The following is a 26,427-nucleotide window of genomic DNA, read 5'->3' as shown; positions in this document are numbered from 1 at the left end:
CGCGGATTTCAGCCCGAATGGGCCTGACTTTAGCCGCGGAAATAGCGGTTCGGCACAAAAGGCATGGGCGCGACTTCCATCGGAACGGCCTTGCCGCGCACGATGGCGTTCACGCGGGTGCCCACGGCGGCGAACGCGGGCGAAACATAGCCCATGGCGACCGGTTTGTCGACGCTGGGGCCAAGCAGACCGCTGCTGACTTCGCCGATGGTCTGACCGTCCAGACTCTGCAGTTCCACATGTTCGCGCACCGGCACACGCTCCAGCGCGATCAGGCCGACGCGCTTGCGCGTCAGGGCGACCGTGCCGTCGAGCTGGCCGAGCACGCGTTCGGCGCCGGGGAAACCGCCGGCGCGTTCGCCCCCGCTGCGGCGCACTTTCTGCATGGCCCAGTTCAGCGCGGCCTCCACCGGGCTGGTGGTGGTGTCGATGTCGTTGCCGTACAGGCACAGCCCGGCTTCCAGGCGCAGCGAGTTGCGCGCACCCAGGCCCACGGGTTTGACTTCGGGCTGCGCCAGCAGGGCGCGGGCAAAAGCCTCGGCGCTGGCGGCGGGCAGGGAGATCTCGAAACCGTCTTCGCCGGTGTAGCCGCTGCGCGTCAGGTACAGATCGGCGCCGTTCCAAGTGGCGGCCATGCCGGTCATGAACACCAGCTTTTCAACGCCAGGCAGCAGGCGGGCCAGCGCGGTCACGGCTTGCGGGCCTTGCAGGGCGAGCAGGGCGCGGTCGAACTGCGGGGTGACGCTGCAGCGCTTGCCGATGCGCTGGGCGATGTGCGCCAGGTCGCCGTGCTTGCAGGCGCCGTTGACGATCACGAAGATGTCCGACCCGCGGTTCACGAACATCAGGTCGTCGATGATGCCGCCGGCGTCGGTGAGCAGCAGGCCGTAGCGCTGCTTGTTCAGGCCCAGGCCGATCACGTCCACCGGCATCAGGCTCTCGAACGCGGCAGCGGCATCGGGGCCGCAGAGCGTGAGCTGGCCCATGTGCGAGACATCAAACAGGCCGGCAGCGGCTCGGCTGTGCTGGTGTTCGGCCATCAGGCCAGCGGGGTACTGCACCGGCATGCTGTAGCCAGCAAAGGGCACCATGCGCGCACCGAGTTCGAGGTGCAGCGCGTGCAGCGGGGTCTGGAGCTGGGCGGCGGAATCGCAGGGGGCGCAGGAGGTGGACACGGGTGGACTCTCGGTGAATGGGGCAGCTGCCAGGGTGCAGGGCCACGGCGACGACACGCAAGAGCATCGTGTGGCTTGTGTAAGGATTTACGAGTTTTTGCGCACATGCATGCGACGGCCAGCGGGCACCACGCACGCGCAAGGCGCCCTCACATGCCCGCGTAATTTGGCCCACCGCCGCCCTCGGGCGTGACCCAGACGATGTTCTGCGTCGGGTCCTTGATGTCGCAGGTCTTGCAGTGCACGCAGTTCTGCGCGTTGATCACCAAATGGTCCGCGCCATCTTTGTGCACGAACTCGTACACGCCGGCCGGGCAGTAGCGGCTCTCGGGCCCGGCGTACTTCGCCAGGTTGATGCTGACCGGCACGCTGGCGTCTTTCAGCGTCAGGTGCGCCGCTTGCTGCTCTTCGTGGTTGGTGTTGCTGACGAACACGCTGGAGAGCCGGTCGAACGTGATCACGCCGTCGGGCTTGGGGTAGCTGATCTGCGGCATGTCGGCCGCCGGTTTGAGCTGGGTGTGGTCACGGGTGGTGTTGTGCAAGGTCCAGGGCGGGCTGCTCACACCCACCTTGGGCAGGAACCAGTGTTCTACCCCGGTCATGAGCTTGCCCAGCAGCGGGCTCTTCTTGAACCAGTTCTTGAAGTTGCGGTAGGTCCAGAGTTCATCAAACAGCCAGCTCTTCTGGAAGCCTTCGGGGAAGGCGCTGAGCTCGTCGCTGCTGCGCCCTGCGGCCACGGCTTGGAACGCGGCTTCGGCGCACAGCATGCCGCTCTTGATGGCCGCATGGCTGCCTTTGATGCGCGCGGCGTTCAGGAAACCGGCGTTGCAGCCCACCAGCGCGCCACCCGGGAACACCAGCTTGGGCAGGGCCTGCGGTGTGCCGTTGTTCAGCGCCCGCGCACCATAACCCAGGCGCTGGCCGCCTTCGATGTGGGCGCGGATGGCGGGGTGCGTCTTCCAGCGCTGCATCTCTTCGAACGGGCTCATCCAGGGGTTCTGGTAGTCCAGCCCGATCACATAACCCAGCGTGACCTTGTTGCCCTCCAGGTGGTAGAGGAAACCGCCGCCAAACGCGTCGTCGTTCAGCGGCCAGCCAGCGGTGTGCACCACCAGGCCGGGCTTGGCTTTGTCGGCCGGCACTTCCCACAGCTCCTTGATGCCGATGGCAAAGGTCTGCGCGTCCTTGCCTTCGTCCAGCTTGAACTTCGCGATGAGTTGCTTGCCCAGATGGCCGCGCGCGCCCTCGGCGAACACGGTATATTTCGCGTGCAGTTCCATGCCGATCTGAAAGCTCTGCATCGGCTCGCCGTCCTTGCCCACGCCCTGGTTGCCGGTGGCCACACCCTTGACCGAGCCGTCGTCGTTGTAGAGCACCTCGGCGGCGCTGAAACCGGGGAATATCTCCACGCCCAGCGCCTCGGCCTGTTCACCCAGCCACTTGGTGAGCGCGCCCAGGCTGATGACGTAACAGCCGTGGTTGTCGAAGTTGCGCGGCATCAGCCAGTCCGGGGTGCGGGTGGCGCCAGTCTCCGACAGCACCAGCAGGTCGTCGCCGGTCACCGGCTGGTTCAGCGGCGCGCCGAGTTCTTTCCAGTTCGGAAACAGTTCGGTGATGGCCCTGGGGTCCATCACGGCGCCCGAGAGGATGTGGGCACCGGGCTCGGAGCCTTTCTCCAGCACGCAGACGCTGACTTCATGGCCTTTTTCAGCCGCCAGTTGCTTGAGTCGAATCGCGCTCGACAGGCCGGCCGGGCCGCCCCCTACCACCACGATGTCGTACGCCATCGTCTCGCGCGGGCCATAAGTGCTAAGGAGGTCGGCTGGGTTCATGGGCTGTTGTCTCTTGTGGGGCGCACGCAACACTACACTAGTGCCGCCTGGGGCGGTTTGGCTGCTTGCAGATTTTAGTGTGCCTGCGCTCGATCGCTCAGAAAACGCGGGCGCTCAGCAAGGGCCGGGTCACAGCCGGGCAAAGCGGTGCGTGCCGTCGTTTTTAAACCGAGATTGTCCATGAGACGCAGCTGCGGTGCTGTTGGGGTGCTGGCGGCGCATGGGCGGTCATTGTTGCCCCTCTTCGGCGCCCATGGCACAGGCCATGGGCTTCGCGACGTCGGGACAAAACTGCCTCGCCCCTGCATCCACCAGCCCACCCAAGCCCAATGGACAATCTCGGGTGAACGGTCTGCGCCGCTGGAGGCGCAAGTCGAATCAGATGACTGACATATTGATGTCACAATCTTCGTCAAGAATCGAAATCGGTCGGCAACCCGCGACTGTCGGGCCGTTTATTCCATCACCACCTGCGAGGTAACATATGAAGCGTCATTTTTCTACCCTGGTCGTTGCGGCAACCGCAGCGGCCGCATTCAGCGCGCCGGCTCTGGCGCGAGACGTGATCCAGATTGCTGGCTCGTCGACCGTGCTGCCGTTCTCGGCCATCGTGGCTGAAGAATTCGGCAAAACGTTTCGTCAATTCAGGGCGCCCGTGGTGGGTTCCGGCGGTACCGGCGGCGGCCTGCGCATGTTCTGTCAGGGTGTGGGCCCGCAGTTCATGGACATCGTGAACGCTTCGCGTCCCATCCGCCCGGCCGAGCTCGCCGCTTGCAAAGCCAACGGCGTCGACCGGATCATCAAGGCCAGGATCGGTTTTGACGGCATCGTGTTCGCGTCGCGTCTGGGCGGTGGCCGCTTTGCGCTCGACCCGGTGCACATCTTCTTGGCCCAAGCCAAAGAAATTCCGGTGGGTGGTCGCATGGTGCCCAATCCTCACACCCGGTGGTCGCAGATCGACCGCACGCTGCCGAACCAGGAAATCACGCTGGTGATTCCGGGCAGCGCCCACGGAACGCGCGATGTCTACGAAGAGCGGGCCGTGTTTCCAGGTTGCAACAGCCTGCCAGAAGTCAGGACCATGCGCGCCGCCAACGCCGCCCAGGCCGACGCCTTTTGCAAAGCCCTTCGCACCGACGGCCGCGTGATCGAGATCGCCGGTGACTACACCGAGACGCTGGCACGGCTGGCCGCGCAGCGCGATGCCGTGGGCGTCTTCGGCCTGAGCTTCTACGAGATGAACCGCGACCGCTTGCAGGTCGCATCGATCAGCGGCGTGGCGCCAAGCGTAGAGACCATCGAAAACGGTACCTACCCGATTTCGCGCCCCCTGCACTTCTACATCAAGGACGCGCACATCGGCGTCATCCCCGGTCTGATGGAGTTTGTCGAGTTCTACCTGTCGCCGCAAATGTCCGGCCCAGGCAGTGCGCTTGACCGCGCCGGTCTGATCCCGCTTAGCGCGGCCGAGCGTGCTCGCGTGCTGGCCAATGTGCGTGCCCGCACGCCGGTCGTCGCCAGGTAATGTGCTGCCTGACAAGGGCGGCGCCGCAAGGTGCCGCCCTTGTTTGCGTATTGAATTCCCAAGCCCTCGATAGGTGCCAGTGAACAACCTTACGTTTGCCCTCATGTTGCTGGTGCTGCTGGCGTTGGCGTATCAGGTCGGACTGGTGCGCAGCCGGCGGGTTCTCGCCGCCGATCCGGATCAGCGCTTGCATTCGCGTCCCGGCTATCACGGCTTGCTGTCGGTTTTGTACGCCGCCTTGCCGGCTGTGCTGGTCTATTTTCTCTGGCTCATATGGGGCGACGCGGTGCTGCGATCCCTGCTGCTGGCCAGCCTGCCGCCGGCTCATTTGCCGGTCGATGCCGCCGCGCAGAGCGCGTTGCTGCAGAGAATCGAAAACCTGGTGGCCGGTTATGCGCCGCTGGATCAGGCGCAGGCGTTCGAGCAGACCGCAGCAGCCTATTTGCAGCGCCTGCAGGCAACCGGGGCCTTGTTTGTCGCAGCGCTGATGGCCTCGGTGGCTGCCTTGGGCCTGTTCATGTCGTGGCGACGCACCACCGCGCACACGCGTGCGCGCAACCAGGTCGAGCGTTTCGTTCAGTTTGCGCTGCTGGCTTGCTCGGCCGTGGCGGTGTTCACCACGGTCGGCATCGTGTTGTCGATGTTGAGCGAGTCGCTGAATTTCTTTCGCTTCGTCAGCCCGCTCGACTTCTTTTTGGGTACCGTATGGAACCCGCGCTTCGTCGGTGTCGGGGTCGAAGGCCAGACCGGCTTTGGCTTGCTGCCGCTGCTGGCGGGTACCTTGCTGGTGACGGTGATCGCCATGCTGGTGGCGGTTCCGCTGGGGCTGATGACCGCTATCTACATGGCTGAATACGCGCCTCCTGCGGTGCGTTCGGTCGCCAAGCCGGTGATCGAGGTGCTGGCCGGCATACCGACCATCGTCTACGGCTTTTTTGCCTTGTTCATGGTCGGCCCCTTTCTCTCCGAGCTGGGGGCGACCTTTGGCTTGACCGTGCCTGCCACCTCGGCGCTGACCGCTGGCGTGGTGATCGGCATCATGATCATTCCCTTTGTCTCTTCGCTGTCGGACGACATCATCACCCAGGTGCCCCAGTCCATGCGTGACGGTTCGCTCGCACTGGGTGGCACCAGGTCGGAAACCGTCGTCAAGGTGGTGCTTCCGGCTGCCTTGCCGGGCATCGTGGGTGCGGTATTGCTGGGCGTGAGCAAGGCTCTGGGAGAGACCATGATCGTCGTGCTGGCGGCCGGCAACGCGCCGGTCTTGACCGCCAATCCGCTCGATTCGATCGCCACCATCACGGTCTCCATCGTCAATCAGCTTCTGGGCGACCAGGACTTTGCCAGCCCGCAATCGCTGGTGGCTTTCGCCCTGGGCATGACGCTGTTCGTCATGACGCTGATCCTGAACGTGATTGCCTTGGTGGTGGTGCGCAGGTACCGCGAGCAATACGAATGACACGGCGGAAAATGCAATGAACGACAACAGCTCCGAAAAATCCTACACGCCGCTGCAGTTGCGCGTGATCGACTCGCTGCGGCGGCGGCGCCGCAAGGAAATGGGGTTTCGCCTGCTGGGTATGACGGCGGTCACGATCTCGCTGGCGCTGGTCGTGGTCTTGTTCGCCTCGATTTTGTCCAAAGGTTTGCCGGCGTTCTGGCAGGCGACCTTTGTCATGAACGTGCACTTCGACCCTGCGGTGGTCACCGTCGGCCCCAAGCCAGAGCGACAAAGCGGCGAGACGGACGCGCAGTTTGACGAGCGCATGATGGCGTGGGAGATGGAGCTCGGCTTCGTCGACTTCAATCAGTTGATCTTGAATGCGCTGGCCAAGGTCAAGCCAGAAACCGCCGACCACGTGCGCGACGCCATGGCGCTGGTGACCTCGGGTGAGCGTTTTGCACTGCGCGACATGGTGGCCGAGAATCCGGCCCTTGTCGGGCAGACCCTCACGCTGTCCTTGCTGGCTGATGCCAACGTAGACGTCTGGATCAAGGGCAACATCGATCGCACCTTGCCGGACGACCGCCAACAACTCAGCGCGCGCGTGCGCCAATGGGCTGACGAGCTCTACGCCGCCGGTGTGATCCAGAACAAGTTCAGCACCGCGCTGTTCATGAATCCCGATTCGCGCAGCTCGCTGGCGTCGGCCGGTCTGGCCGGCGGCTTCATCGGCTCCTTGATGATGATGCTGATCGTCATCGTGCTCGCGGTCCCGGTGGGGGTCGCTGCAGCGATCTACCTCGAGGAGTTTGCGCCCAAGAACAGGTGGACTGATTTGATCGAGGTCAACATCAACAACCTGGCGGCGGTGCCGTCGCTGATTTTCGGTCTGCTGGGGGCGGCGGTGTTCATCCAGTTTTTCAAGCTGCCGATGTCGGCTCCCATCGTCGGTGGTCTGGTGCTGACGCTGATGACCTTGCCGACCATCATCATTGCCACCCGCTCCACCCTCAAGGCGATTCCACCGTCGATTCGGGAAGCTGCGCTCGGGCTGGGTGCTTCGCGCCTGCAAACCGTCACCGACCACGTGCTCCCGCTGGCCTTGCCCGGCATTCTGACCGCCACCATCATCGGCGTGGCGCAGGCGCTGGGCGAGACCGCGCCGCTGTTGCTGATTGGCATGGCGGCTTTTGTCGCCAGCGTGCCAGCCTCGCCGTTCGACCCATCCACCGCCCTGTCTTCGCAGATTTATCTCTGGCAGGCCAACGAACTGCGCAATTTCTTTGAAGCCCGCACCTCAGCGGCCATCATCGTGCTGCTGGCCCTGATGCTGATCCTCAACTCGCTCGCCATCTGGCTGCGCAAACGATTCGAAACGAGGTGGTAAATGACCGCAACCGCAACCGCAACCGCAACCGCAAGCGCAAGCGCAAGCGCAAGCGCGAAAATGCCCAACGGCCTGATCATGAAAACCATTCGCGACGCCGCAGCGTCCCGTGCCAAGACCGTTGCGGCGAGCGAGACGGTCAAGCTGCAGGCCGAGGGCGTCTCGGTCACGTATGGCGACAAAGCGGTCTTGCACCAGATTTCGCTCGACATCATGCACAACGAGGTGGTGGCCTTCATCGGTCCGTCGGGCTGCGGCAAGAGCAGCCTTCTGCGCTGCTTCAACCGCATGAACGACACCATTCCAGGGGCCCGGGTGACGGGCAAGATCACGCTCGATGGCAAAGACATTTATGACGCCAAGGTCGACGAGGTGTTGCTGCGCGCCCAGGTCGGCATGGTGTTCCAAAAGCCCAATCCGTTTCCGAAGTCTATTTTCGAAAACGTGGCCTACGGCCCGCGGCTGCACGGGCTGGCATCGTCGCGCGATGAGTTGCGGGAAATCGTTGAAGCCAGCCTCAAGCGCGCCGGCTTGTGGGGTGAGGTGAAAGACAGGCTCGACACCCCGGGCACCGGCTTGTCGGGCGGGCAGCAGCAGCGGCTGTGCATCGCGCGCTCGATTGCGGTCAGTCCAGAGGTGATTTTGATGGACGAGCCCTGTTCGGCGCTCGACCCGATTGCCACCGGCATCATCGAAGATCTGATGCACGAGCTGAAACAAAATTTCACTATTGTCATCGTCACGCACAATATGCAGCAGGCCGGCCGGGTGGCTGACCGCACGGCATTTTTTCACCTCGGCAACCTGATCGAAATCGGAACCACCGAGCAGATTTTTCTCAACCCCAAAGAGCGCCGCACCGAAGACTACGTCACCGGCCGCTACGGCTGAACCGGGTTTTCTGCCTTGCGCGGTTTCACGCGCCGCCTGGGGCGAGGTGTGGCAGCGCGAGGGTCTGGACCGCAAGCTGCTCAGCCTGCCAGCAGCCCCGCCAAAATCGCACGCGCCCGAAACGACGGCCAACTGCGACGCGGGATAAATCGCACGGAACCCGACACCTGCGCAATACTGCGCAGGCTGTGACGCGTTATCGTACGTACTTTCCTGTTCAACCCGTGGAGCCTTGCAACGTGAATAAAATCTACCCCAGCGCGGCGGCCGCGCTCGATGGCATTGTGGCCGACGCGCAGCTCATTGCTGTTGGCGGCTTTGGCCTGTGCGGCATCCCTGAGGCCCTGATCGACGCCTTGCGCGACAGCGGCGTCAAAGACCTGACGGTGATTTCCAACAACGCCGGCGTCGACGGCTTTGGCTTGGGTAAGCTGCTGGAGACGCGTCAGATCAAAAAAATGATTTCGTCCTATGTGGGTGAAAACAAGGAATTCGAGCGCCAGTACATCGCGGGTGAACTCCAGCTCGAATTCACCCCGCAGGGAACGCTGGCCGAGAAATTGCGCGCCGGTGGCGCCGGCATTCCGGCTTTTTTCACCAAAACCGGGGTTGGAACTGTCGTCGCGCAGGACAAGGAACTGCGCGAGTTCGATGGTGAAACCTACGTCATGGAGCGTTCTTTGGTGCCCGAGCTGGCCTTGGTCAAGGCGCAGCGCGCTGATCGTTCGGGGAATTTGCAATTTCGCCTGACGGCGCGCAACTTCAACCCGGCGGTTGCCATGGCGGGCAAGATTTGTGTCGTTGAGGTGGAGGAAATCGTTGAAACCGGCGCCCTGGTGCCGGATCAGGTTCACCTGCCAGGCATTTATGTGCACCGCATTGTGCATAACCCCAAGCCCGAGAAGCGAATCGAAAAGCGCACCATCACCGAAAAACCTGGAGTTTGACCATGCCCTGGAATCAAGATCAAATGGCCGCGCGTGCGGCACAAGAGCTCGAAGACGGTTTTTACGTCAACCTGGGCATTGGCATTCCAACCCTGGTGGCCAACCATGTGCCGGCCGACAAAGAGGTCTGGTTGCAGAGCGAAAACGGCATGCTGGGCATTGGCCCGTTCCCGACCGAAGACGAGGTTGATGCCGACCTCATCAACGCCGGCAAACAGACCGTCACCACCATTGCCGGTTCGTCTATCTTTGGCAGCCACGACAGCTTTGCCATGATCCGGGGTGGCAAGATCAACCTGAGCATTCTGGGCGCGATGCAGGTGAGCGAAAAAGGCGATCTGGCCAACTGGATGATTCCCGGCAAGATGGTCAAGGGCATGGGCGGTGCGATGGACCTGGTTGCCGGTGTCAAGCGCGTGATTGTGCTGATGGAGCATGTCGCCAAGAAGAAAGACGGCAGCGAAGAGCTGAAGATTTTGCCCGCCTGCACCCTGCCGCTGACCGGCCTGGGCGTGGTCGACCGCATCATCACCGACCTGGGCGTGTTCGACGTGCTGCCACAAGGCCTCAAGCTGGTCGAACTCGCCCCCGGCGTGACACGCGAATTTGCTCAGTCCAAGACCGGGGTGACGCTGCTGTAGGCAGCGCCTGCGCTGCACCATCGCCCGGCGCTGTCAAGGTGCCGGGGCTCGGTCCAGATACTGCGTCACACCCCTGGCCTCAGCCAGGGGTATTGGCGCAAAGCGCGTTGCGCCCGTCAGCGCGTTCAGGACTGCAGGCGCTTCAAGGTGGCTTTGATGATGGCTTCCATTTCTTCGCCAGACTTCCTAATGATTGTGGCGGCGCCGGGGTGTCCGACCATGGTGGACATGGCGACGGAGTTCATGCGCGAGATGATGACTTGGCCGGTGCTGGTCTGGTAGATGGCGACACGGCACGGGATCATCGAGGCGACGAAGCGTGTTTCGTCGCGGGCCAGCAGTTCGGAGCTGTATTTGCCGCTGCAGGCGTCAAACACCAGCACGGGGTGCAGGGTGTGGCCGCGTTCGGACAGGATGCCGGCCATGTTGGTGACGCCCAAAATGCTCCAGCCAGCGGCTTTGACGGCTTCTTTGAAGGCATCTACGGTGGGCACCAGGGCTTTGGGGCTGGTGTTTTCCAGGAATATGGCGGGCGGCTGCAGGGCGGCCTGGGACTGGGCTTGGGCCAGGGCGGGCGTGACCAAGGTGGCTGCCGCCAGGGCGAGCGCGGCGACGAACAAGGCACCCACTTTGTGCGCCTGGCTGTACAGCGGGGACGTCCGGACGGTTTTGTTGCAGCGGGTCAGGGGGGTGTTCATACAGGTGTCCTTGGGCTAACGGTGGATCAAACAAAGGCGGGCATGGATGCCCGCCAAGACAATATACACCACCCAGTATGTTTCCGGTGGAATTGCCGGAGTTCCCAACGCCCAGGGCCCGGCACAAGGGCGCAGCGGATGGCGGTCAGGGCGCTGGCGCGGGCTAGGCCGCGCCGCGTTCAAGACGGGGCAGCTTGTGACAGGCAGCCGGTGTGTGCCGGGGTTGCAAGTGGTTGCAGCGCGTGTATATCTGGTCCGGAATTTTCCGGCGCTCACGCCAGCCCCAACGTGGCACTGAAAAACATCCAGAACACCCGTGGACCCGCAGATGCGTTGGGGCATGACCAGAATCGTCTGGCAGCGGCGCGTTTTTTGCAGCTTGGAGCACAATCGACCGACGGGCGGGCGCGGGCTTGCGCCGTGCCCCTCACAGAGGATGCGTCGATGTTTCAAAGTCTGGATGCACAACGCCTGTTGGCGCTGTTTTTTGCCGGCCTGACGGTGTTCAGCTTCCCGCTGCTGACGCTGTGGGACCGCTTGGGCTACTTCTTTGGTTTGCCGCTTTTTCCGCTGGCCTTGTTCGTGCTCTGGGCGCTGCTGGTTGCCGCAATGGCCTGGCTGGTCGAGCGTGGCGCTGACCCCCATCAGAGCTAAAACTGCGCCGTCCCAGCATGCTCAGCGCCCCCCTGGTCATCGGTGTTTCGTTTGCGTACCTGCTGTTGTTGTTTGCGGTTGCCTATTACGGCGACAGGCGCGCCGCACAGGGCCGCTCCATTATTGCCAGCCCCTGGGTTTATGCGCTGTCGATGGCGGTGTATTGCACCGCCTGGACTTATTTTGGCAGCGTAGGTCTGGCGGCCAGCTCGGGCGTCTGGTTTTTGCCGATCTACCTCGGGCCGACGCTGGCCATGGTGCTGGCTTGGATGGTGTTGCGCAAAATGATACGCATCGCCAAGACCTACCGCATCACATCGATTGCCGACTTCATTGCCAGCCGCTACGGCAAAAGTCCGACGCTGGCCGGCCTGGTGACGCTGATCACCGTGGTGGGCATCGTGCCCTATATCGCGCTGCAACTCGAAGCCATTTCCAGCGTCTACGAACTGTTGACCACCCTGCCGGGTCAGCCCGCCACGTCAAACACCGCCTTGTGGGGGGACAGCACCTTCTATATGGCGCTGGTGTTGGCTGGTTTCACCATTGCTTTTGGCACCCGCCGACTCGATAACGCCGAACGCCACGAGGGCATGGTGGCAGCGGTTGCGTTCGAGTCGCTGGTCAAGCTATTGGCTTTTTTGGCCGTTGGCGTGTTCGTCACTTATGGCATGTTCAACGGCCTGGGCGACCTGTTTGAGCAGGCGCAGGCCAGCCCCACGATCGAACGCTTGTTTCAATTTGACCAGGGGCAGCCGTTTCCCTACGTGCAGTGGATGGTTTTGACCTTGTTGGCGATGCTGGCGGTGCTTGTTTTGCCGCGGCAATTTCAGGTCATGGTGGTGGAAAACGTGGACGAACGGCATCTGCGGCGCGCGATCTGGGTCTTTCCGCTCTACCTCTTGCTCATCAACCTGTTCGTGCTGCCGATCGCCGTTGCCGGCTTGCTGCATTTTGGCCCCGGACAGATGGACCCGGAGATGTTCGTGCTTTCGTTGCCGCTGTCGCAGGGCTGGTACGGGCTGGTGCTGCTGGCGCTCGTGGGCGGCCTTTCGGCGGCTACTGCCATGGTGATCGTCGAGACGATTGCCGTCTCCACCATGGTCTGCAACGACCTGGCAATGCCGTTCTTGCTGCGACTCAAGCGCTTTGGCGCGCGCGCCAGCGGCGACCTGACCCGGCTGCTGCTGCTGATTCGTCGCCTGGCGATTCTGGGCATCATGCTGCTGGGCTACCTGTACTACCACCTTGCGGGTGATGCGTATGCGCTGGTGAGCATCGGTCTGATCAGTTTCGCCGCCGTGGCGCAGTTCGCTCCGGCCATGCTGGGCGGCATGTACTGGAAGGGTGGCACCCGCAACGGCGCGCTGGCCGGCTTGCTGCTCGGGTTTGGCTTGTGGGTCTATACCTTGATGCTGCCGTCGCTGGTCAAGTCGGGCTGGTTGGCGACCGATTTGCTGCTGCACGGCCCGTTCGGACTGGCCTGGCTCAAACCCGAGGCTTTGTTCGGTTTGACCGGTCTGGATCACTTGAGCCACGCCTTGTTCTGGAGCCTGCTGGCCAACGTCGGCGCTTACGTGGGGGTGTCGCTCTGGCGCGCGCCTTCGGTGGCTGAGACCGGCCAGGCGCTGCTGTTCGTTGACGTGTTTCAGCGCGCGCCCGACGCCCGGCCGGTGTTCTGGCAAGGCCGGGCCCAGGTGGCGGCGCTGCTGCCGCTGGTCAGCCGTTTCCTGGGCGCCGAGCCGGCGCGGCGTTTGTTTGAAGATTACGCCAAGAGTCTGGGGCTGCCAGACATGGGGCAGCTTGCGGCCGATGCGCGCCTGGTGCAGTTCGTCGAGACGCGGCTGGCTGGCGTCATCGGCAGTGCATCGGCGCGCGTGATGGTGGCTTCGGTGGTGCAGGAGGAGTCGTTGAGCCTGGACGACGTGATGCGCATCCTCGACGAGGCCACGCAGTTGCGCATCCACTCGCAGGAACTGGAGCAAAAGTCGCGTTCGCTCGAACGCGCCACGGCAGAGCTGCGTCAGGCCAACGAACAGCTCAAGAGCCTGGATCGGTTGAAAGACGATTTCATGTCCTCGGTCACGCACGAGCTGCGCACGCCCTTGACATCGATCCGCGCCCTGGCCGAGCTGATGCGCGACGACGAGCAGATGTCGTTGGCACAGCGCCAGCAGTTTTTGGACATCATCGTGGCCGAGACCGAACGCCTGAGCCGGCTGGTCAATCAGGTGCTCGATCTGGCCAAAATCGAGGCCGGCCACGCGCAGTGGCATACCACCGAGGTCAATCCGTGCGACCTGTTGCAGCAGACCGCAGACAGTCTGGGCCAGCTCTGCCGCGAGCGCGGTGTAACGCTGCAACTGGAGCTGCCCGGCGCGGTGCAGCCGATTCAGGCCGACGCCGACCGCATCACCCAGGTGGTGCTCAATCTGCTGTCGAACGCGATCAAGTTTGCACCACGCCAGCACGGCCGGGTGGTGCTGCGCTTGCAGGACGAAGCCGACGGTGTAACGATTTCGGTGCAAGACAATGGCCCCGGCATCGCGGCCGACCAGCAGGCGCTGGTGTTCGAGAAATTTCGCCAGCTCGGCGGCGCCGAGCACTACCGCCCTGGGGGTACCGGTCTGGGCTTGCCGATCAGCCGCCAGATCGTCGAGCACCAAGGTGGGCGCATGTGGTTGAATTCCAGCCCGGGGCAGGGCGCGTGCTTCGGGTTTTTCCTGCCGCGCCAGCCGCGTATCATGGCGCAAGACAAGCGAAAATAAAACGACCAGAGACAGGCCTTTATGAGTCAAAGAATACTGATTGCCGACGACGAGCCCAACATCTTGCTCTCGCTCGAGTATCTGTTGCGACGCGAGGGCTATCAGGTGCTGCTGGCGCGCGACGGCCAAGAGGCCATCGACGCCATTGTGCGCGAGCGCCCGGCGCTGGTGCTGCTCGATGTGATGATGCCGATCAAGAATGGTTTTGACGTGTGCCACGAGGTGCGCGCCAATGAATCGGTGGCCGACACCCTGATCCTGATGCTGACCGCCAAGGGGCGCGACACCGACGTCGCCAAGGGCTTGGCGCTGGGCGCCAACGCCTACATGATTAAACCTTTTTCGACCAAAGAGCTGGTGCAAAAGGTGCGCGAGCTGCTGGGGGTTCAGACATGAGGCCTGGTTCGACGCCACGCCGGTCGTTCGGCGCCTGCAACAGCGGCACGGAGCTTGCTCCATGAGCGCGCCACGCCAGACCGACCGGCGGCTCTGGTGGCTGCTGGCGGCAGCGGCTTTGCTGTCGGTGGCCTGGTTACTGCTCACGCTGGCCTTGCTCGGCGCTACCTTGCCAGCCGACGCACGCGCCACCGTTTGGGCCTTGCTGGGCGAGCGCTTGTTGTTGATCAGCCTGAACTGGGGTCTGGGCATGGCGGCCATTGCCTGGGGCTTGAAGCGCTGGTTCGACCATTGGGTGCGGCCTTCGGTGCAACTGGCCGAAGAAGCCCAGGTGCTGCTGCGCACCGACGTGGTGCGCGCGCTGCGCCCCAAGGGCAACGTGGAAACCCAGGTGCTGGCGCTGCTGTTCAACCAACTGGTCGAACAGCGCGAGGACTTGCGCCGCCAGATGGACGAGCGTGTGCAGCAGGCGGCACAACACATCGAGCAAGAAAAAAACCGACTCGCCGCGCTGATGGCCGAGCTGACGCAAAGCGTGGTGGTGTGCAATCTGGACGGTCGCATTTTGCTCTACAACCAGCGCTCGCGGCTGCAGTTTCGGGCCCTGTCCCAGGTGCCAGGGGTGGCCGGCGGCAGCGAGTTGATTGGCCTGGGGCGTTCGATCTACAGCGTGTTCGACCGCAAGCTGGTGGCGCACGCGCTAGAGAGTATTCAGCAGCGCATGCTGCGCGGCGTGGCCCAGCCATCGGCCCAGTTCGTCACCAGTACCGCTGCCGGGCAGTTGCTGCGGGTGCAGATGGCACCGGTGCGCTCGGCCCAGGCGCAAGCGGCCACAGCGGCGGCCGACCGCATCGAGCTCAGCGGTTTTGTGCTGATGCTGGAGAACATCACGAGCGACTATGAGGCTGAATCGGCCCAAGACCAGGTGCTGCACGCGCTCATCGAAAGCAGCCGGGCGGCGCTGGCCAATATGCAGGCCGCCCTCGACATGCTCGACTACCCCGACCTCGAGCCTGCCATGCGCGGGCGCTTTTTGGCCGTGATTCGTGAGGAAACTGGCGCGTTGGGGCAGCGTGTCGGTAAACTGCAAGCCGATTCAGCCGCCAGCCTGAAATCGCGCTGGCCGCTGGAGGATATGCTGGGTTCCGATTTGATCAACGCCGCCGCGCGCCGCATCGAGACCGTGACCGGCTTGGCCGCTTCGGCTGCCGAGGTGGATGCCACACTTTGGCTCAAGGTCGAGAGCTTTTCCTTGCTGCAGGCGCTGGTTAGCCTGTCGGGCCGACTGGCCGATGAGTTTGCCGTGCGTTTCGTGCAGTTGCGCCTGTCGCGCGCCAGCGGCAGCACCGGCAAGGCCCAGCTCGACCTGATCTGGTCGGGCCAGGCCATGAGCACCGAGACCGTCATGAGCTGGGAAATGGACGTCATGAAGGTCGGCGCCGAGACCTTGCGGCTGACGGTGCGCGACGTGGTCGAGCGGCACGGCGGCGAGTTCTGGTTCGAGCGCGAGCGCGTGCGCCACCAGGCGTTTTTCCGCTTTTTGCTGCCGCTGGCCGACGTGCGCGATCAAGTCGACGCCGCCACCTTCATGCGCAGCGACAGCCGCCCGGAATACTATGATTTCGACCTCTTCAAGACCACCGAGCTGACGCGCACGCTCGACGAGCGCCGACTTTGCGATCTGGCTTACACCGTATTCGATACCGAGACCACCGGCCTGAACCCCTCGCAGGGCGACGAGATCATCCAGATCGGCGCGGTGCGAGTCGTCAACCAAAAGCTGTTGCACCAGGAATGTTTCGATCAACTGGTGGATCCGCAGCGCCCAATACCGCAGGCGTCGATCCCGATCCACGGCATCGAGCCCGAGATGGTGGCGGGGCAACCCACCATCGATACGGTGCTGCCAGCCTTTCACGCTTTCGCGCAGGACACCGTGCTGGTGGCACACAATGCCGCGTTCGACATGCGATTTCTGCAGATCAAACAAGAGCAGGCCGGCGTGGTGTTCGATCATCCGGTGCTCGACACCTTGCTGCTGTCGGCCCTGCTGCACCCGAACCAGGACTCGCATCGACTGGAAGCGATCGCCGAACGCCTCAACCTCACCATCATTGGCCGCCACACCGCATTGGGCGATGCGATGGTGACAGCCGAGGTGTTTTTGCGGCTGATACCGCTGCTGGCTGAAAAGGGCATTCATACCCTGGGCCAGGCGCGTGAGGCGGCGCAGAAAACCTATTACGCCCGTTTGACTTATTGAGTTGCTTGCCTTCGGCAGACTCCCTGTCTTGCGGCATCATCCCGGGCTTTTATGTTAACCCTTATCACAACGATCAAGCTGGTGACTGAAATAGCCTTGCTGGCCTTGCTTGGGTAGTGGGTGCTTAGGCTGCTGATAGGCGCGCGCCGCGAGCACAATTTCTTCTATCAAATTTTGCACCTGGTGAGCAGGCCCTTTGTCGTCGCGGCTCGCTGGCTGACGCCGCGTTTTGTGCTGCAGCAGCACCTGCCCCTGGTGGCGTGTTTGCTGCTGGGCTTGGTCTGGTTCGCCGTTACGGTGGCAAAAGTTTCGTATTGCCTGCGCGTCGGGGTGGCCGTTTGTCAGTGATTTGCACCATCGAGCGTGGTTTTGCGCTCTGGCAGACCCGGCTGCTGCTGCTGCTGGGCCGCCGGCGCGCTGCACTCCAGCGCGTGACCCGGCGGCTCGAGCGTCATCCCAACGACCTGTACGCCCTGGCCACGCGCGCCCATTTGCGGGCCGAATGGGGTGACAAGCCGGCTGCGTTGGAGGATTTTCTGCGCCTGGTGCAACTGGCGCCGGCGCAGGCCAGCGCCTGGTTCAATCTGGGATTTCTCAGTGAAGCATTGGGCCTGCTGGCGCAGGCCGAGGCGGCTTTTGTGCGCGCCATCGAGCTCGACCCGGCGCTGGATCGGGCCTGGTATGGGCTGGCGCTGTGCCTGATCGCCCAGCGTCGCTTGGACGAAGCGCTGCTGGCGCTGCGCAGGAACACCGAGCTGCAACCGCTCAGTCCCTACGGCTGGTATCAAATGGCCCGGGTTCAGGTCGATCGGCAGCAGCCCGAAGAAGCGGCGCGGCTGATTCGCCATTTGCGTAGTTTCGAGCCCAAAGTGGCGGCGCAGCTCGAGCGCGAAACTGGTCTGGGCCAAACCCGGGCGTGAAGCCGCCGGCGGTGTCGCAGGCGTGTTTGCCCGGACGCAGCAGCAAAAGACAAAAAACCATGGCATCGAGCGAAACACACGAACACAGCGCAGCGACCGAGAACCAGCGGCGCTACTGGCGCAAGAACCTGCGCCTGAGCGCTGGGCTGATGGCGGTCTGGTTTGTGGTGAGCTTTGGTGTGAGTTACTTTGCGCGCGATTTGAGTTTCAACTTTTTTGGCTGGCCGTTCAGTTTCTGGATGGGCGCGCAGGGCGCGCTGCTGGTGTACGGTCTGATCATCGGTTTTTACGCCTGGTATATGAACCGGCTCGACGTCGAGCACGGCTTTGATGAGGCCGAGTAAGGCCATGGCAGACAAGTCTGCTGCTGACCAGCGCAGCGCCGCTGCAGCCGGCGAGAAGAGTGCCAGGCGGCAACTCGACAAGCTGTTCGCCTGGTACATGGGAGGTTTTTTCGTCTTCGTCGCCGTGCTGGCGCTGTGGGAGCAAAAGGGGCTGGCGCGCGAGTGGATCGGGCTGATCTTTCTGTTTGCCACCCTAGGTTTGTACACCGGCATCGGCATCATGAGCCGCACCATTGACGCGGCCGAGTACTACGTCGCGGGTCGACGCGTGCCAGCGGTATACAACGGCATGGCCACCGGGGCCGACTGGATGTCGGCGGCGTCATTCATCGGCATGGCCGGCACCTTGTACCTGACGGGTTACAACGGCCTGGCCTTCATCATGTGCGCGCCGCGTCACCCTGTCCAAGTCTTTGTTGTTGCTGGTCACGCTGCTGGCGGCTTACGTGGCACTGCAAAAACCGGCCGACATTTTGTTTCTGGTCTCGGCGGCGTTCTCGATCGCAGCAGCGGGCTTCTTTCCGGCCCTGGTGCTGGGTATTTTTTGGCGCCGCACCACCGCAACAGCCGCCGTGCTGGGCATGTTGTCCGGCGTCGGCGTCACCTTGTACTACATGGTCATGAATCAGGCCTGGCTGCGTGATGTGTTCAACGTGTCGGCGCCAGTCGATCTCTGGTGGGGCATTTTGCCGATCTCAGCCGGTGTATTCGGTCTGCCGGTTGGTTTGGCCGTGATCGTGGTGCTCAGCCTGCTTGGCCCGGCCCCGAGCCGCGAAGCGCAGGCGCTGGTGGAATACGTGCGTTACCCCGGTTCGACGCCCGGTAGACACTAAAACTGTCAGCTATAATGGCGGGCTTGCCTTGCCGCACCCCAATCGACGCTGGGGGCGGCTTTTCAGGTTCTGTCACCCCGCTGGCAGGGCCACATCCACAAGGAGAGTCCATGCGTCATTATGAAATCGTTTTGCTGATCCATCCAGATCAGAGCGAGCAGGTTGCGGCCATGCTGGAGCGCTACAAGGGCATGATCAGCGCCGGCGGCGGCAAGGTCCACCGCGTTGAAGACTGGGGCCGGCGTCAGTTGGCCTTTCAGATCAACAAGCTGTCCAAGGCCCACTACCTGTGTGTCAACATCGAGGCCGATCAGGCTGTGATGGCCGAACTCGAGCACGCCTTCAAGTTCAACGACGCTGTCTTGCGCCACCTGACGGTGCTGCGCAAGAAAGTCGAAACCGCACCATCTTCCATGATGAGGCTGGTCGAGCGCGAAGAAGCCCGCAAGCTGCAAGCGCCTGAGTCACGCGAGCCGCGCGCCGAAGCCTGATACCGGGCGTGACGGCGTCGCAAGCCAACCATTTCCAGTTGACCGCTATGGTGCTCGAGGTGCAAAACCTGCGCTACACCCCGGCTGGTATTCCAGTGCTCAACTTGCTGCTCGAACACGAGTCGAGCGTGACGGAAATGGATGCGCCCAGGCGGGTCAAGCTGCAGGTGCGGGCGGTCGCTTTCGGCGTTTTGGCCGAAACACTGTCGCGCCAGGCGCTGACTTCTGTCTGCCGCTTTGCTGGTTTTATGGCGCATGCACGCAACGGCAAGGGTCTGGTATTTCACATTCAAGATTTCAGCAAAACATAGGAAAGGCCGACCATGGCTGCCCCCAAGCGTTTCAACAAAGACAAGCGTCCCAAGCGCAACACCCAATCGCTGCTGTTCAAGCGCAAGCGCTACTGCCGCTTTACCGTCGCCAAAGTCGAAGAGGTCGACTACAAAGACGTCGATGTGTTGCGCGACTTCATTGCCGAGAACGGCAAAATCATCCCGGCACGCCTGACCGGCACGCGCGCGTTCTACCAGCGCCAGGTCAACACCGCCATCAAACGTGCGCGCTTTTTGGGCATGCTGCCCTACAGCGACCAGCACCGCGTCTGAAAGAGAGCCCGATATGCAAATCATTCTGCTCGATAAAGTGGTCAACCTGGGTGCGCTGGGCGATGTGGTCCGGGTCAAAGACGGCTACGCACGCAACTTCCTGATTCCTGCTGGCCGTGCGCGCCGTGCCACGCAAAGTGCGGTGGCCGAATTTGCCGAGCGCCGTGCCGAGCTGGAAAAGTCGGCGGCGGCCAAGCTGGCTGACGCTCAGGCGCTGGGTGAAAAGCTCGCCGCCGTGACAATCAAACTGTCGCAAAAAGCCGGTGTCGATGGCCGTTTGTTCGGCTCAGTGACCAACCACGACGTGGCCGACGAACTCGTCAAACAGGGTTTCTCGGTCAACAAGTCGCAGATTCGCATGCCCCATGGCGTGCTCAAACTGGTCGGTGACTACACGGTCAAGGTCCATCTGCATACCGACGTGACGGTCGATGCCCGGGTCTCGGTGCTGGGCGAGACGGCCTGATCTGCTCGCGTGCGCACAGACTGCCGCCGTCCGTTGGGATGGCGGCTTTTTTTTGGCCTGCTACTCTAGTGCAGTGTTGCGCGCTATCTGGAACATAAAACCGCGTCTTTTCGCCCCTGATGTCGTTGCAAATCCGCGCCATAGTGAAACTATGGCTGTGGTTTGCGCCTAATCAGGGTCAAAAATCCATCGGTTTTATTTGTTCCATCAAGCACACAACACTGCACTAGCCTGTTTTATTGTGGCCATGCGCTGGATCACTTCGCGCTTTGACATCGACCTGGGCCAGCCTCAGGTGATGGGCATCGTCAACGTCACGCCTGATTCGTTTTCTGACGGTGGGCGCTATCTCGGCACGCGCGCGGCGCTGCGGCACGCCGAGCAACTGCTGGCTCAGGGCGCGCATCTGCTCGACATTGGCGGCGAATCGACCCGGCCGGGCAGCGTGGCGCTGCCCCTGGAGCAGGAGATGGCGCGCGTGCTGCCGGTGCTGCGCGAGGCGGTCAAGCTGGGTGTGCCGATTTCTGTCGATACCTACAAACCCGAGCTGATGCGCGCTGCCCTGGACCTCGGCGTCGATATCGTCAACGACATCTGGGCCTTGCGCCAGGGGGATGCGCTGGCCTTGCTGGCTTTGCAGCCGCGCTGCGGCGTCTGTTTGATGCACATGCACCGCGATCCGCAGACCATGCAGGTCGCACCGATGGCGGGCGATGTGTTGCCGTCGGTGTGCGATTTTTTGCGCCAGCGCGCCGCTGCCCTGCTGGCGCTGGGCGTGGCGCGTGAACGCGTGGTGCTCGACCCCGGCATTGGTTTTGGCAAGACGCTGGCGCAGAACTTCAGCCTGCTGGCGCGCCAGCACGAATTGCTGGCGCTGGGTTACCCCTTGCTGGTCGGCTGGTCGCGCAAATCGTCCCTGGGCCAGGTGTGCGCTCGCGAACAGCCCGGCGAACGCGTGGCCGCCAGCGTGGCCGCTGCCGTGCTGGCGCTTGAGCGCGGTGCGCGCGTGCTGCGCGTGCACGACGTGCGCGAGACGGTCGATGCGCTCTTGGTCTGGCAAGCCAGTCGCTGCGCCTGATGCGGCCGCGATAATGTCCGACGTTTTCGCTGGTGACCAAGCGGTTTGCCGGCTCGGCAACAAGGGGGAGAATTTTTGATGACACGCCAATACTTCGGCACCGACGGCATTCGAGGCACCGTTGGCCAGCCGCCTATCACGCCCGACTTTGTGCTGCGCCTGGCGCACGCGGTCGGCCGCGTGCTCAAGCGCACGCAAGCCCGGCCCACGGTGCTGATCGGCAAGGACACGCGCATTTCTGGTTACATGCTCGAGAGCGCGCTCGAATCGGGCTTCAACTCGGCCGGGGTCGACGTGGTGCTGCTCGGGCCGGTGCCCACGCCGGCGGTGGCCTACCTCACGCGCGCGCAGCGCGCCAGCCTGGGCGTGGTGATCTCGGCCAGCCACAACCCTTTTGCCGACAACGGCATCAAGTTCTTCAGCGCGCTGGGCAGCAAGCTGCCCGATGAGTGGGAGCTGGCGGTGGAGGAGGCGCTGCTGGAGGCGCCGGTCTGGGTCGATTCGATCAACCTGGGCAAGACGCGTCGGCTCGAAGACGCGGCCGGACGCTACATCGAGTTCTGCAAAAGCACCTGCTCGCATTTGTTCAGCCTCAAAGGTCTGAAAATCGTGGTCGACGGCGCCCACGGCGCGGCCTACCACATTGCGCCCGACGTGTTCCACGAGCTGGGCGCCGAGGTGATCAAGATTGGTTGCGCGCCCGATGGCCTCAACATCAATCAGGGCGTGGGTGCCACCCACCCGCAGGCGCTGGTGGCCACCGTCTTGGCGCAGCGGGCTGACTACGGCATTGCGCTTGACGGCGACGCCGACCGCTTGCAGATGGTCGACGCCAGCGGGCGCTTGTTCAACGGCGACGAACTGCTTTATTTGTTGGCCGTCGATCGGATTGCGCGCGACATTGACGTGCCCGGCGTGGTCGGTACGCTCATGACCAATATGGCGGTGGAACTGGCGCTGCGAAAAAAGGGCGTCAAGTTCGTGCGTGCCCAGGTGGGCGACCGCTACGTGCTGGAGGCGCTGGAGCGCTGCGGCTGGACCTTGGGCGGCGAGGGCTCCGGCCACTTGTTGGTGCTGGACCGCCACACCACCGGTGATGGCCTGGTCAGCGCCTTGCAGGTTTTGCACGCCTGCGTAGACAGCGGCCAGACGATGGCGCAACTGCTCGCTGCCGTGACGCTGTTTCCGCAGGTGCTGCTCAATGTGCGCTTGCAAGCAGGGCAGGATTGGAAAAGCAACGCCTTGCTGACTGAGGAAATCCGGGCCGTGCAGGCCGAGCTGGGCGATGCCGGGCGCGTATTGATCCGCCCCAGCGGCACCGAGCCCCTGCTGCGCGTGATGGTCGAGGCGCGCGATGCGCAGCAGGCCAAAAACTGCGCCGAGCGCCTGCTGCAAGCGGTGCAGGCGCAGGCCTGAGCCGAGACGCACTCAATAGAGCAAAAAAGGCTCGCGCGCGTGCTGCCAGGCGGCCTCGTCGGGTTGGGCCAGCGCGTCCAGTTCGGATGCGCCGGCACCGGCGTCGTCGACCCATTGGCGCAGCAAGGGGCTGCCGTTGATCAGGTCTATCGCCAGCCGGTCGTGCTCGTATTCGTAGGCAAAGTCGCGCCACAGCGCGTAGTCTGGTGCTTGCAGGCGCAGCGCCTTGAACGCCAGTGCCTGCAGCCGCCAGGGCGTAAACGCGGCGTGTTCGTAGTGCAGCGGGTCTTGGACGTGGATTTGCAGTCCGGCACAGAGCTGCCCGGCGTGTTTGTGGAAAGTCGGCTCGAAGAAGCACTCGCGCAGCACACAGCCGCGCAGCCAGTGCGGCGCCAGTCGCTGCATGTCCTGCAGCAGGCACCGGGCGTCGATGTCGGGCGCGCCCATCAGTTCCAGCGGACGGGTCGTGCCACGCCCTTCCGACAGCGTGCTGCCTTCGAGCATGACGGTGCCGGCGTAGGCGCGCGCCATTGACAGGTGGGCGGCGTTCGGGCTGGGGTTGACCCAACTGCGCTCGCTCGGCCAGCCGTGGCCGGGTGCGGCGTCGGGCTGCCAGCCCTGCATGGCAATGACGCGGTATTCCAGCTCCAGCCCCAGCGTGGCGATGAACCAGTGACCCAGTTCGCCCAGCGTCAGACCGTGGCGCATAGGCAGCACTCCAGCGCCGACGAAGCTCTCCCAGCCGGGGCGCAGCAGCAGGCCTTCGACCGGGCGGCCGACCGGGTTGGGCCGATCCAGCACCCAGACCGCCTTGCCCTGCGCCGCCGCTGCCTCGAGCACGTAGCGCAGCGTGGTGATAAAGGTGTAGATGCGGCAACCCAGGTCTTGCAGGTCAACCAGCAGCACATCGAAGCGCTCCAGCATCTCTGGCGTGGGGCGGCGCACGCTGCCGTACAGGCTGTAGACCGGGATGCCGAGTCGGGGGTCGACGTAGTCGGGCGACTCGATCATATTGTCTTGCTTGTCGCCGCGCAGCCCGTGCTGCGGGCCGAAGGCGGCGCACAGCTTCAGGTCGGGCAGCGCCGCCAGCGCGTCCAGCGAATGGCTCAGATCGCGTGTCACCGACGCCGGGTGCGCCAACAGGGCCAGGCGGCGTCCGGCCAGCGGTGCGCGCAGCGTGGGTTCTTGTAAAAAACGTTCGAGACCGAGTTTCATGGGGAATTCAGGATGCAGCAGGGCTTGGCTTGCGGCAAGCGGGCGCTCCGTTCGTGTTGTGGGGGACGTGCAGCACGAAACCGCCGCGGTGATGAAAATCGGGCCGCTCGCCTGGGTGGCGCAGCGCCCAATAGCTGAGCTGGCCGCAGCGGGTCTCAATCACCGCGCTCAGGCCGAGCTGCAGACCGCAAGCGGGCGCTGACTCGGGCAGCGCGGCGCCGGGCAGCCAGGCCAGCAGCTTCAGTTCGTCGGCGCTGCGTTGCCAGCGCAGCTCAGGTGCCGGTTGCGGCGGGCGGGCAGCTTGGGCGACGGCGCGCACGCGCACAGCGTCAAAAGGATAAGCCGCCCACTGGCCCGAGGGGGAAAAATTGAACTCGTGGTAAGCCGTCTGGCCGGGGCAGGCGACAAAAGCTTCCAGGCAACAGCGGCGCCACAAATCGTCGGCCGGGCCGGGCGTGGCGGCAGCGGGCAGACGCAGGCCGCTCACCTCACCCAGCAGCCGGTAGTGCAGCAACAAGCCGCGCGTACCCAGCCAGTCTGCCCAGCCACATTGCACCGTGATCGCCAGTGCCAGCGCGCACGGCGTGGCTGGGTGGCAGCTCAGGTGCTGCTGCGCGGCGGGCGGGTGGGTGTTGGCGGCAAAGATCACGGCCCGCTATTTTGGCAGGCTGGCGCTGGGCACTGCGCGCGGCGCTGCTGTTTTGCGGGCTTGCAGTTGCAGCGCCAGCAGCAGGCCGAGCGCGCCGCCAACGCACTGGGCCAGCACAAAGGCTGGCGCGCTGCTTGGCGCAATGCCGGCAAAGCTGTCGCTGAGCAGCCGCCCCAGAACGGCGGCCGGGTTGGCAAAACTGGTGCTGGCAGTGAACCAGTAAGCCGCGCCTATGGTGCAGGCCACCAGCGTGCTGACCCGGGCCTGCACCCGGCCATCGAAGCTGCGGCAGATGACCCAGATCAGCGCCGCCGTGGCCACCACCTCGGCCAGCCACAGCCCGGGTCCGCTGCGCAGCTTGGTGCTGGTCTGCAACAGGTCGAGCCCGAACATGGCGTGCGCCAGCCAGGCACCGAGCACGGCGCCAGCGAGCTGGCAGGCGATGTAGCCCAACGCGGTCAGCGCCACGCGCTGTGGGCCGAGTCGCCCACTGACAGCCAGCGCCAGCGTGACCACCGGGTTGAAGTGCGCGCCGCTGATCGGCCCCAGGGTTTCGATCAACACATAGAGCGCGAACACGGTGGCCAGTGTGTTGGCCAGCAGGGCCAGCGCCACGTTGCCGTCGGCCAGACGCTCGGCCATGATGCCCGAGCCAATCACCACGCACAGCAGCGCGCAGGTGCCCAGCCCTTCGGCCAGCAGTTTTTGTCCCAGTGAGTTGTCGTCCGCCGGGGCCACGCTGGCGCCGCTCATGGCTGCTCTTGCGCCAGCGCCCGCGCCTGTTGCTGCAGCGCCAGGCGGTCCATGCGGGCGGGAGCCAGGCTGAGCAGCCGTTCGATTCGTTGCTGCAGTGCCAGCAGCGTTTGTTGGAAGGCGGCCAGTTTGTCAGCGTCACTGCCTTGTGTGTGGGAGGGATCGGGGTAGCCCCAGTGCGCACTCGCAGGCTGGCCCGGCCAGTAGGGGCAAGCCTCTGCGGCAGCGCTGTCGCATACCGTGATGACCAAATCCATGCGCGGCGCGTCAGGTCGTGCGAAAACGTCCCAGCTTTTGCTGTGCAGCCCGGCGCTGGCGATGCCGGCCGCTTGCAGCGCTTGCAGGGCAAACGGGTTCGGCTGTTGATGCGCGCGCGGGCTGCTGCCGGCCGAGTAGGCGGTCAAAAGTGTGCCGCCCAGGTGATTGAGCACCGCCTCGGCCATGATGCTGCGCGCCGAGTTGTGGGTGCAGAGAAACAGAACGTTCAAAGGTGTGGTGGTTTGCATAGGGCAGCTTGGCTTTGCAGGGGTGAAGTACTGAGAGGCGCAGCACAGGTGCTGGGCACGAGATCGCAGACCTGGCCTTGGCAGCAATGCTCGCTCAGGTAGGCCAGCACGGCATTCATGCGTTCGAAGTTCGCGCGGTAAATCAGAAAGCGGCCTTTCGGGTGGCTGTAAATCAGTCCGGCATGCACCAGTTCCTTGAGGTGAAAGCTCAGCGAACTGGGCGCCAGTTCAAGTTGCTGTGCCAGCGCGCCGGCGCTCAAACCGGCCGCACCGGCGACCACCAGGGCTCGAAACGCACGCAGCCGCTGCACCTGCGCCAAGGCGGACAACGCATGCAGGGTCTGGTTTTCTTCGGACAGCGGGGAAATCATATTTCGATTGTAGTTGAAGCGTGCAAATGATTTTTCGTTGTCTATTCAGAACGCCGCAATGTCATCCAATGTTCTTTGGAATGTCGCAAATTATTCACGTGCGCTTTGCAGAATAGGTATGCATGACGCTTGCCTGCCACGCTGAACAACACGCGCCGC

At 63.6% G+C, this 26,427-nt stretch carries 27 protein-coding genes and 2 pseudogenes; 21 read left to right on the top strand and 8 right to left on the bottom strand.

Annotated features, from left to right (window positions below; genetic code table 11):
- Positions 1–29: 29 nt before the first annotated feature.
- Both gcvT and EST26_RS03735 read right to left on the bottom strand, forming a co-directional pair.
- Entirely contained in the window at positions 30–1,175 is a 1,146-nt protein-coding gene (gene gcvT, locus EST26_RS03740; protein ID WP_291065550.1) for a glycine cleavage system aminomethyltransferase GcvT, read from the bottom strand.
- A gap of 149 nt (positions 1,176–1,324) precedes the next feature.
- A complete protein-coding gene (locus tag EST26_RS03735; RefSeq protein WP_291065549.1) occupies positions 1,325–3,007 on the bottom strand; it encodes an electron transfer flavoprotein-ubiquinone oxidoreductase in 1,683 nt (560 codons plus the stop codon).
- A 484-nt stretch (positions 3,008–3,491) separates the two neighbouring features.
- Here EST26_RS03735 and EST26_RS03730 point away from each other — a divergent pair, with 484 nt between their 5' ends.
- From EST26_RS03730 to EST26_RS03705, 6 genes are all read left to right on the top strand, one after another.
- Entirely contained in the window at positions 3,492–4,532 is a 1,041-nt protein-coding gene (locus EST26_RS03730; RefSeq protein ID WP_291065548.1) for a substrate-binding domain-containing protein, read from the top strand.
- Positions 4,533–4,611: 79 nt separating this feature from the next.
- On the top strand, positions 4,612–5,991 hold the full coding sequence (gene pstC, locus EST26_RS03725; RefSeq protein ID WP_291065547.1) for a phosphate ABC transporter permease subunit PstC: 1,380 nt from the start codon (positions 4,612–4,614) through the stop codon (positions 5,989–5,991).
- Between the two features lie 16 nt (positions 5,992–6,007).
- A complete protein-coding gene (gene pstA / locus EST26_RS03720; protein ID WP_291065546.1) occupies positions 6,008–7,363 on the top strand; it encodes a phosphate ABC transporter permease PstA in 1,356 nt (451 codons plus the stop codon).
- A gap of 78 nt (positions 7,364–7,441) precedes the next feature.
- A complete protein-coding gene (gene pstB / locus EST26_RS03715) occupies positions 7,442–8,254 on the top strand; it encodes a phosphate ABC transporter ATP-binding protein PstB (RefSeq protein WP_291065545.1) in 813 nt (270 codons plus the stop codon).
- A gap of 239 nt (positions 8,255–8,493) precedes the next feature.
- Positions 8,494–9,201: a CoA transferase subunit A gene (locus tag EST26_RS03710; RefSeq protein WP_291065544.1), complete on the top strand. Its 708-nt coding sequence runs from the start codon at positions 8,494–8,496 to the stop codon at positions 9,199–9,201.
- A 2-nt stretch (positions 9,202–9,203) separates the two neighbouring features.
- Positions 9,204–9,842 carry a 3-oxoacid CoA-transferase subunit B gene (locus tag EST26_RS03705; protein WP_291065543.1) on the top strand — a complete coding sequence of 213 codons (639 nt, stop codon included), beginning with the start codon at positions 9,204–9,206 and terminating at the stop codon, positions 9,840–9,842.
- Positions 9,843–9,967: 125 nt separating this feature from the next.
- Here EST26_RS03705 and EST26_RS03700 read toward each other — a convergent pair whose 3' ends face one another.
- Positions 9,968–10,540, bottom strand: coding sequence for a DUF302 domain-containing protein (locus EST26_RS03700; RefSeq protein WP_291065542.1), 573 nt, complete (start codon positions 10,538–10,540; stop codon positions 9,968–9,970).
- A 444-nt stretch (positions 10,541–10,984) separates the two neighbouring features.
- Between EST26_RS03700 and EST26_RS03695 the strand changes: the two genes are divergently transcribed.
- The 15 genes and pseudogenes from EST26_RS03695 (at position 10,985) to glmM (ending at position 22,774) form a co-directional block, all read left to right on the top strand.
- Positions 10,985–11,194 carry a hypothetical protein gene (locus EST26_RS03695; RefSeq protein WP_291065541.1) on the top strand — a complete coding sequence of 70 codons (210 nt, stop codon included), beginning with the start codon at positions 10,985–10,987 and terminating at the stop codon, positions 11,192–11,194.
- Positions 11,195–11,211: 17 nt separating this feature from the next.
- Positions 11,212–13,962: a sensor histidine kinase gene (locus EST26_RS03690; RefSeq protein ID WP_291065540.1), complete on the top strand. Its 2,751-nt coding sequence runs from the start codon at positions 11,212–11,214 to the stop codon at positions 13,960–13,962.
- A 21-nt stretch (positions 13,963–13,983) separates the two neighbouring features.
- Complete coding sequence (locus EST26_RS03685) at positions 13,984–14,358, top strand: response regulator (protein WP_291065539.1); 375 nt, start codon at positions 13,984–13,986, stop codon at positions 14,356–14,358.
- Positions 14,359–14,419: 61 nt separating this feature from the next.
- Positions 14,420–16,621, top strand: a complete 2,202-nt coding sequence (locus tag EST26_RS03680; RefSeq protein WP_291065538.1) for an exonuclease domain-containing protein — start codon at positions 14,420–14,422, stop codon at positions 16,619–16,621.
- Between the two features lie 344 nt (positions 16,622–16,965).
- Positions 16,966–17,541, top strand: a complete 576-nt coding sequence (locus tag EST26_RS03675) for a tetratricopeptide repeat protein (protein WP_291065581.1) — start codon at positions 16,966–16,968, stop codon at positions 17,539–17,541.
- 59 nt (positions 17,542–17,600) lie between these two features.
- Complete coding sequence (locus EST26_RS03670) at positions 17,601–17,885, top strand: DUF4212 domain-containing protein (protein WP_291065537.1); 285 nt, start codon at positions 17,601–17,603, stop codon at positions 17,883–17,885.
- Positions 17,872–18,216 (top strand): annotated as a pseudogene (locus tag EST26_RS10445) (cation acetate symporter); the annotation flags it as partial. The gene EST26_RS03670 and the pseudogene EST26_RS10445, both read left to right, overlap by 14 nt.
- A gap of 115 nt (positions 18,217–18,331) precedes the next feature.
- Positions 18,332–18,418: pseudogene (locus EST26_RS10440) on the top strand (hypothetical protein); the annotation flags it as partial.
- Between the two features lie 87 nt (positions 18,419–18,505).
- Positions 18,506–18,718: a hypothetical protein gene (locus tag EST26_RS10435; protein WP_366474274.1), complete on the top strand. Its 213-nt coding sequence runs from the start codon at positions 18,506–18,508 to the stop codon at positions 18,716–18,718.
- 110 nt (positions 18,719–18,828) lie between these two features.
- The gene (gene rpsF, locus EST26_RS03660) at positions 18,829–19,209 is read left to right on the top strand and encodes a 30S ribosomal protein S6 (protein ID WP_291065536.1); all 381 of its coding nucleotides are present in this window, start codon (positions 18,829–18,831) and stop codon (positions 19,207–19,209) included.
- A gap of 8 nt (positions 19,210–19,217) precedes the next feature.
- Positions 19,218–19,520: a primosomal replication protein N gene (gene priB / locus EST26_RS03655; RefSeq protein ID WP_291065535.1), complete on the top strand. Its 303-nt coding sequence runs from the start codon at positions 19,218–19,220 to the stop codon at positions 19,518–19,520.
- Between the two features lie 12 nt (positions 19,521–19,532).
- Positions 19,533–19,814, top strand: a complete 282-nt coding sequence (gene rpsR / locus EST26_RS03650) for a 30S ribosomal protein S18 (RefSeq protein WP_291065534.1) — start codon at positions 19,533–19,535, stop codon at positions 19,812–19,814.
- Between the two features lie 13 nt (positions 19,815–19,827).
- Positions 19,828–20,280 carry a 50S ribosomal protein L9 gene (rplI, locus tag EST26_RS03645; protein WP_291065533.1) on the top strand — a complete coding sequence of 151 codons (453 nt, stop codon included), beginning with the start codon at positions 19,828–19,830 and terminating at the stop codon, positions 20,278–20,280.
- Between the two features lie 247 nt (positions 20,281–20,527).
- Positions 20,528–21,358 (top strand): dihydropteroate synthase, encoded by an 831-nt coding sequence (gene folP, locus EST26_RS03640; protein WP_291065532.1) that lies wholly within the window; start codon positions 20,528–20,530, stop codon positions 21,356–21,358.
- 78 nt (positions 21,359–21,436) lie between these two features.
- Positions 21,437–22,774: a phosphoglucosamine mutase gene (glmM, locus tag EST26_RS03635; RefSeq protein ID WP_291065531.1), complete on the top strand. Its 1,338-nt coding sequence runs from the start codon at positions 21,437–21,439 to the stop codon at positions 22,772–22,774.
- A gap of 12 nt (positions 22,775–22,786) precedes the next feature.
- Here glmM and EST26_RS03630 read toward each other — a convergent pair whose 3' ends face one another.
- Genes EST26_RS03630 through EST26_RS03610 form a run of 5 tightly spaced genes read right to left on the bottom strand, consistent with a single transcriptional unit; the run spans position 22,787 to position 26,268 of the window.
- Positions 22,787–23,989, bottom strand: coding sequence for a DUF1343 domain-containing protein (locus EST26_RS03630; RefSeq protein ID WP_291065530.1), 1,203 nt, complete (start codon positions 23,987–23,989; stop codon positions 22,787–22,789).
- A gap of 7 nt (positions 23,990–23,996) precedes the next feature.
- Positions 23,997–24,638 (bottom strand): DOMON-like domain-containing protein, encoded by a 642-nt coding sequence (locus EST26_RS03625; RefSeq protein WP_291065529.1) that lies wholly within the window; start codon positions 24,636–24,638, stop codon positions 23,997–23,999.
- A gap of 6 nt (positions 24,639–24,644) precedes the next feature.
- On the bottom strand, positions 24,645–25,391 hold the full coding sequence (locus tag EST26_RS03620; protein ID WP_291065528.1) for an MIP/aquaporin family protein: 747 nt from the start codon (positions 25,389–25,391) through the stop codon (positions 24,645–24,647).
- Positions 25,388–25,897: an arsenate reductase ArsC gene (locus tag EST26_RS03615; protein ID WP_291065527.1), complete on the bottom strand. Its 510-nt coding sequence runs from the start codon at positions 25,895–25,897 to the stop codon at positions 25,388–25,390. Before EST26_RS03615 ends, EST26_RS03620 begins: the two co-directional genes overlap by 4 nt.
- Positions 25,876–26,268: a helix-turn-helix transcriptional regulator gene (locus tag EST26_RS03610; RefSeq protein ID WP_291065526.1), complete on the bottom strand. Its 393-nt coding sequence runs from the start codon at positions 26,266–26,268 to the stop codon at positions 25,876–25,878. The genes EST26_RS03615 and EST26_RS03610 overlap by 22 nt, the downstream gene beginning before the upstream one ends.
- Between the last annotated feature and the right edge of the window lie 159 nt (positions 26,269–26,427).

The sequence above is a fragment of the Hydrogenophaga sp. genome, assembly GCF_014773545.1.
Classification (GTDB): domain Bacteria; phylum Pseudomonadota; class Gammaproteobacteria; order Burkholderiales; family Burkholderiaceae_C; genus Hydrogenophaga.
The sequence above is the reverse complement of the archived record's forward strand: the minus strand, read 5'-3'. Positions and strand labels throughout refer to the sequence as shown.

Excerpts from the sequence above, each read along its gene's own strand:
- EST26_RS03685 (WP_291065539.1), top strand. The coding sequence starts at position 13,984 with ATGAGTCAAAGAATACTGATTGCCGACGACGAGCCCAACATCTTGCTC.
- glmM (WP_291065531.1), top strand. The coding sequence starts at position 21,437 with ATGACACGCCAATACTTCGGCACCGACGGCATTCGAGGCACCGTTGGC.
- EST26_RS03705 (WP_291065543.1), top strand. The coding sequence starts at position 9,204 with ATGCCCTGGAATCAAGATCAAATGGCCGCGCGTGCGGCACAAGAGCTC.
- EST26_RS03630 (WP_291065530.1), bottom strand. The coding sequence starts at position 23,989 with ATGAAACTCGGTCTCGAACGTTTTTTACAAGAACCCACGCTGCGCGCA.
- pstA (WP_291065546.1), top strand. The coding sequence starts at position 6,008 with ATGAACGACAACAGCTCCGAAAAATCCTACACGCCGCTGCAGTTGCGC.
- EST26_RS03610 (WP_291065526.1), bottom strand. The coding sequence starts at position 26,268 with ATGATTTCCCCGCTGTCCGAAGAAAACCAGACCCTGCATGCGTTGTCC.
- rpsR (WP_291065534.1), top strand. The coding sequence starts at position 19,533 with ATGGCTGCCCCCAAGCGTTTCAACAAAGACAAGCGTCCCAAGCGCAAC.
- EST26_RS03695 (WP_291065541.1), top strand. The coding sequence starts at position 10,985 with ATGTTTCAAAGTCTGGATGCACAACGCCTGTTGGCGCTGTTTTTTGCC.
- EST26_RS03730 (WP_291065548.1), top strand. The coding sequence starts at position 3,492 with ATGAAGCGTCATTTTTCTACCCTGGTCGTTGCGGCAACCGCAGCGGCC.
- EST26_RS03735 (WP_291065549.1), bottom strand. The coding sequence starts at position 3,007 with ATGAACCCAGCCGACCTCCTTAGCACTTATGGCCCGCGCGAGACGATG.
- rpsF (WP_291065536.1), top strand. The coding sequence starts at position 18,829 with ATGCGTCATTATGAAATCGTTTTGCTGATCCATCCAGATCAGAGCGAG.
- EST26_RS03670 (WP_291065537.1), top strand. The coding sequence starts at position 17,601 with ATGGCATCGAGCGAAACACACGAACACAGCGCAGCGACCGAGAACCAG.
- EST26_RS03690 (WP_291065540.1), top strand. The coding sequence starts at position 11,212 with ATGCTCAGCGCCCCCCTGGTCATCGGTGTTTCGTTTGCGTACCTGCTG.
- pstB (WP_291065545.1), top strand. The coding sequence starts at position 7,442 with ATGAAAACCATTCGCGACGCCGCAGCGTCCCGTGCCAAGACCGTTGCG.
- EST26_RS03615 (WP_291065527.1), bottom strand. The coding sequence starts at position 25,897 with ATGCAAACCACCACACCTTTGAACGTTCTGTTTCTCTGCACCCACAAC.
- EST26_RS03700 (WP_291065542.1), bottom strand. The coding sequence starts at position 10,540 with ATGAACACCCCCCTGACCCGCTGCAACAAAACCGTCCGGACGTCCCCG.
- EST26_RS03620 (WP_291065528.1), bottom strand. The coding sequence starts at position 25,391 with ATGAGCGGCGCCAGCGTGGCCCCGGCGGACGACAACTCACTGGGACAA.
- rplI (WP_291065533.1), top strand. The coding sequence starts at position 19,828 with ATGCAAATCATTCTGCTCGATAAAGTGGTCAACCTGGGTGCGCTGGGC.
- EST26_RS10435 (WP_366474274.1), top strand. The coding sequence starts at position 18,506 with ATGAATCAGGCCTGGCTGCGTGATGTGTTCAACGTGTCGGCGCCAGTC.
- folP (WP_291065532.1), top strand. The coding sequence starts at position 20,528 with ATGCGCTGGATCACTTCGCGCTTTGACATCGACCTGGGCCAGCCTCAG.
- EST26_RS03680 (WP_291065538.1), top strand. The coding sequence starts at position 14,420 with ATGAGCGCGCCACGCCAGACCGACCGGCGGCTCTGGTGGCTGCTGGCG.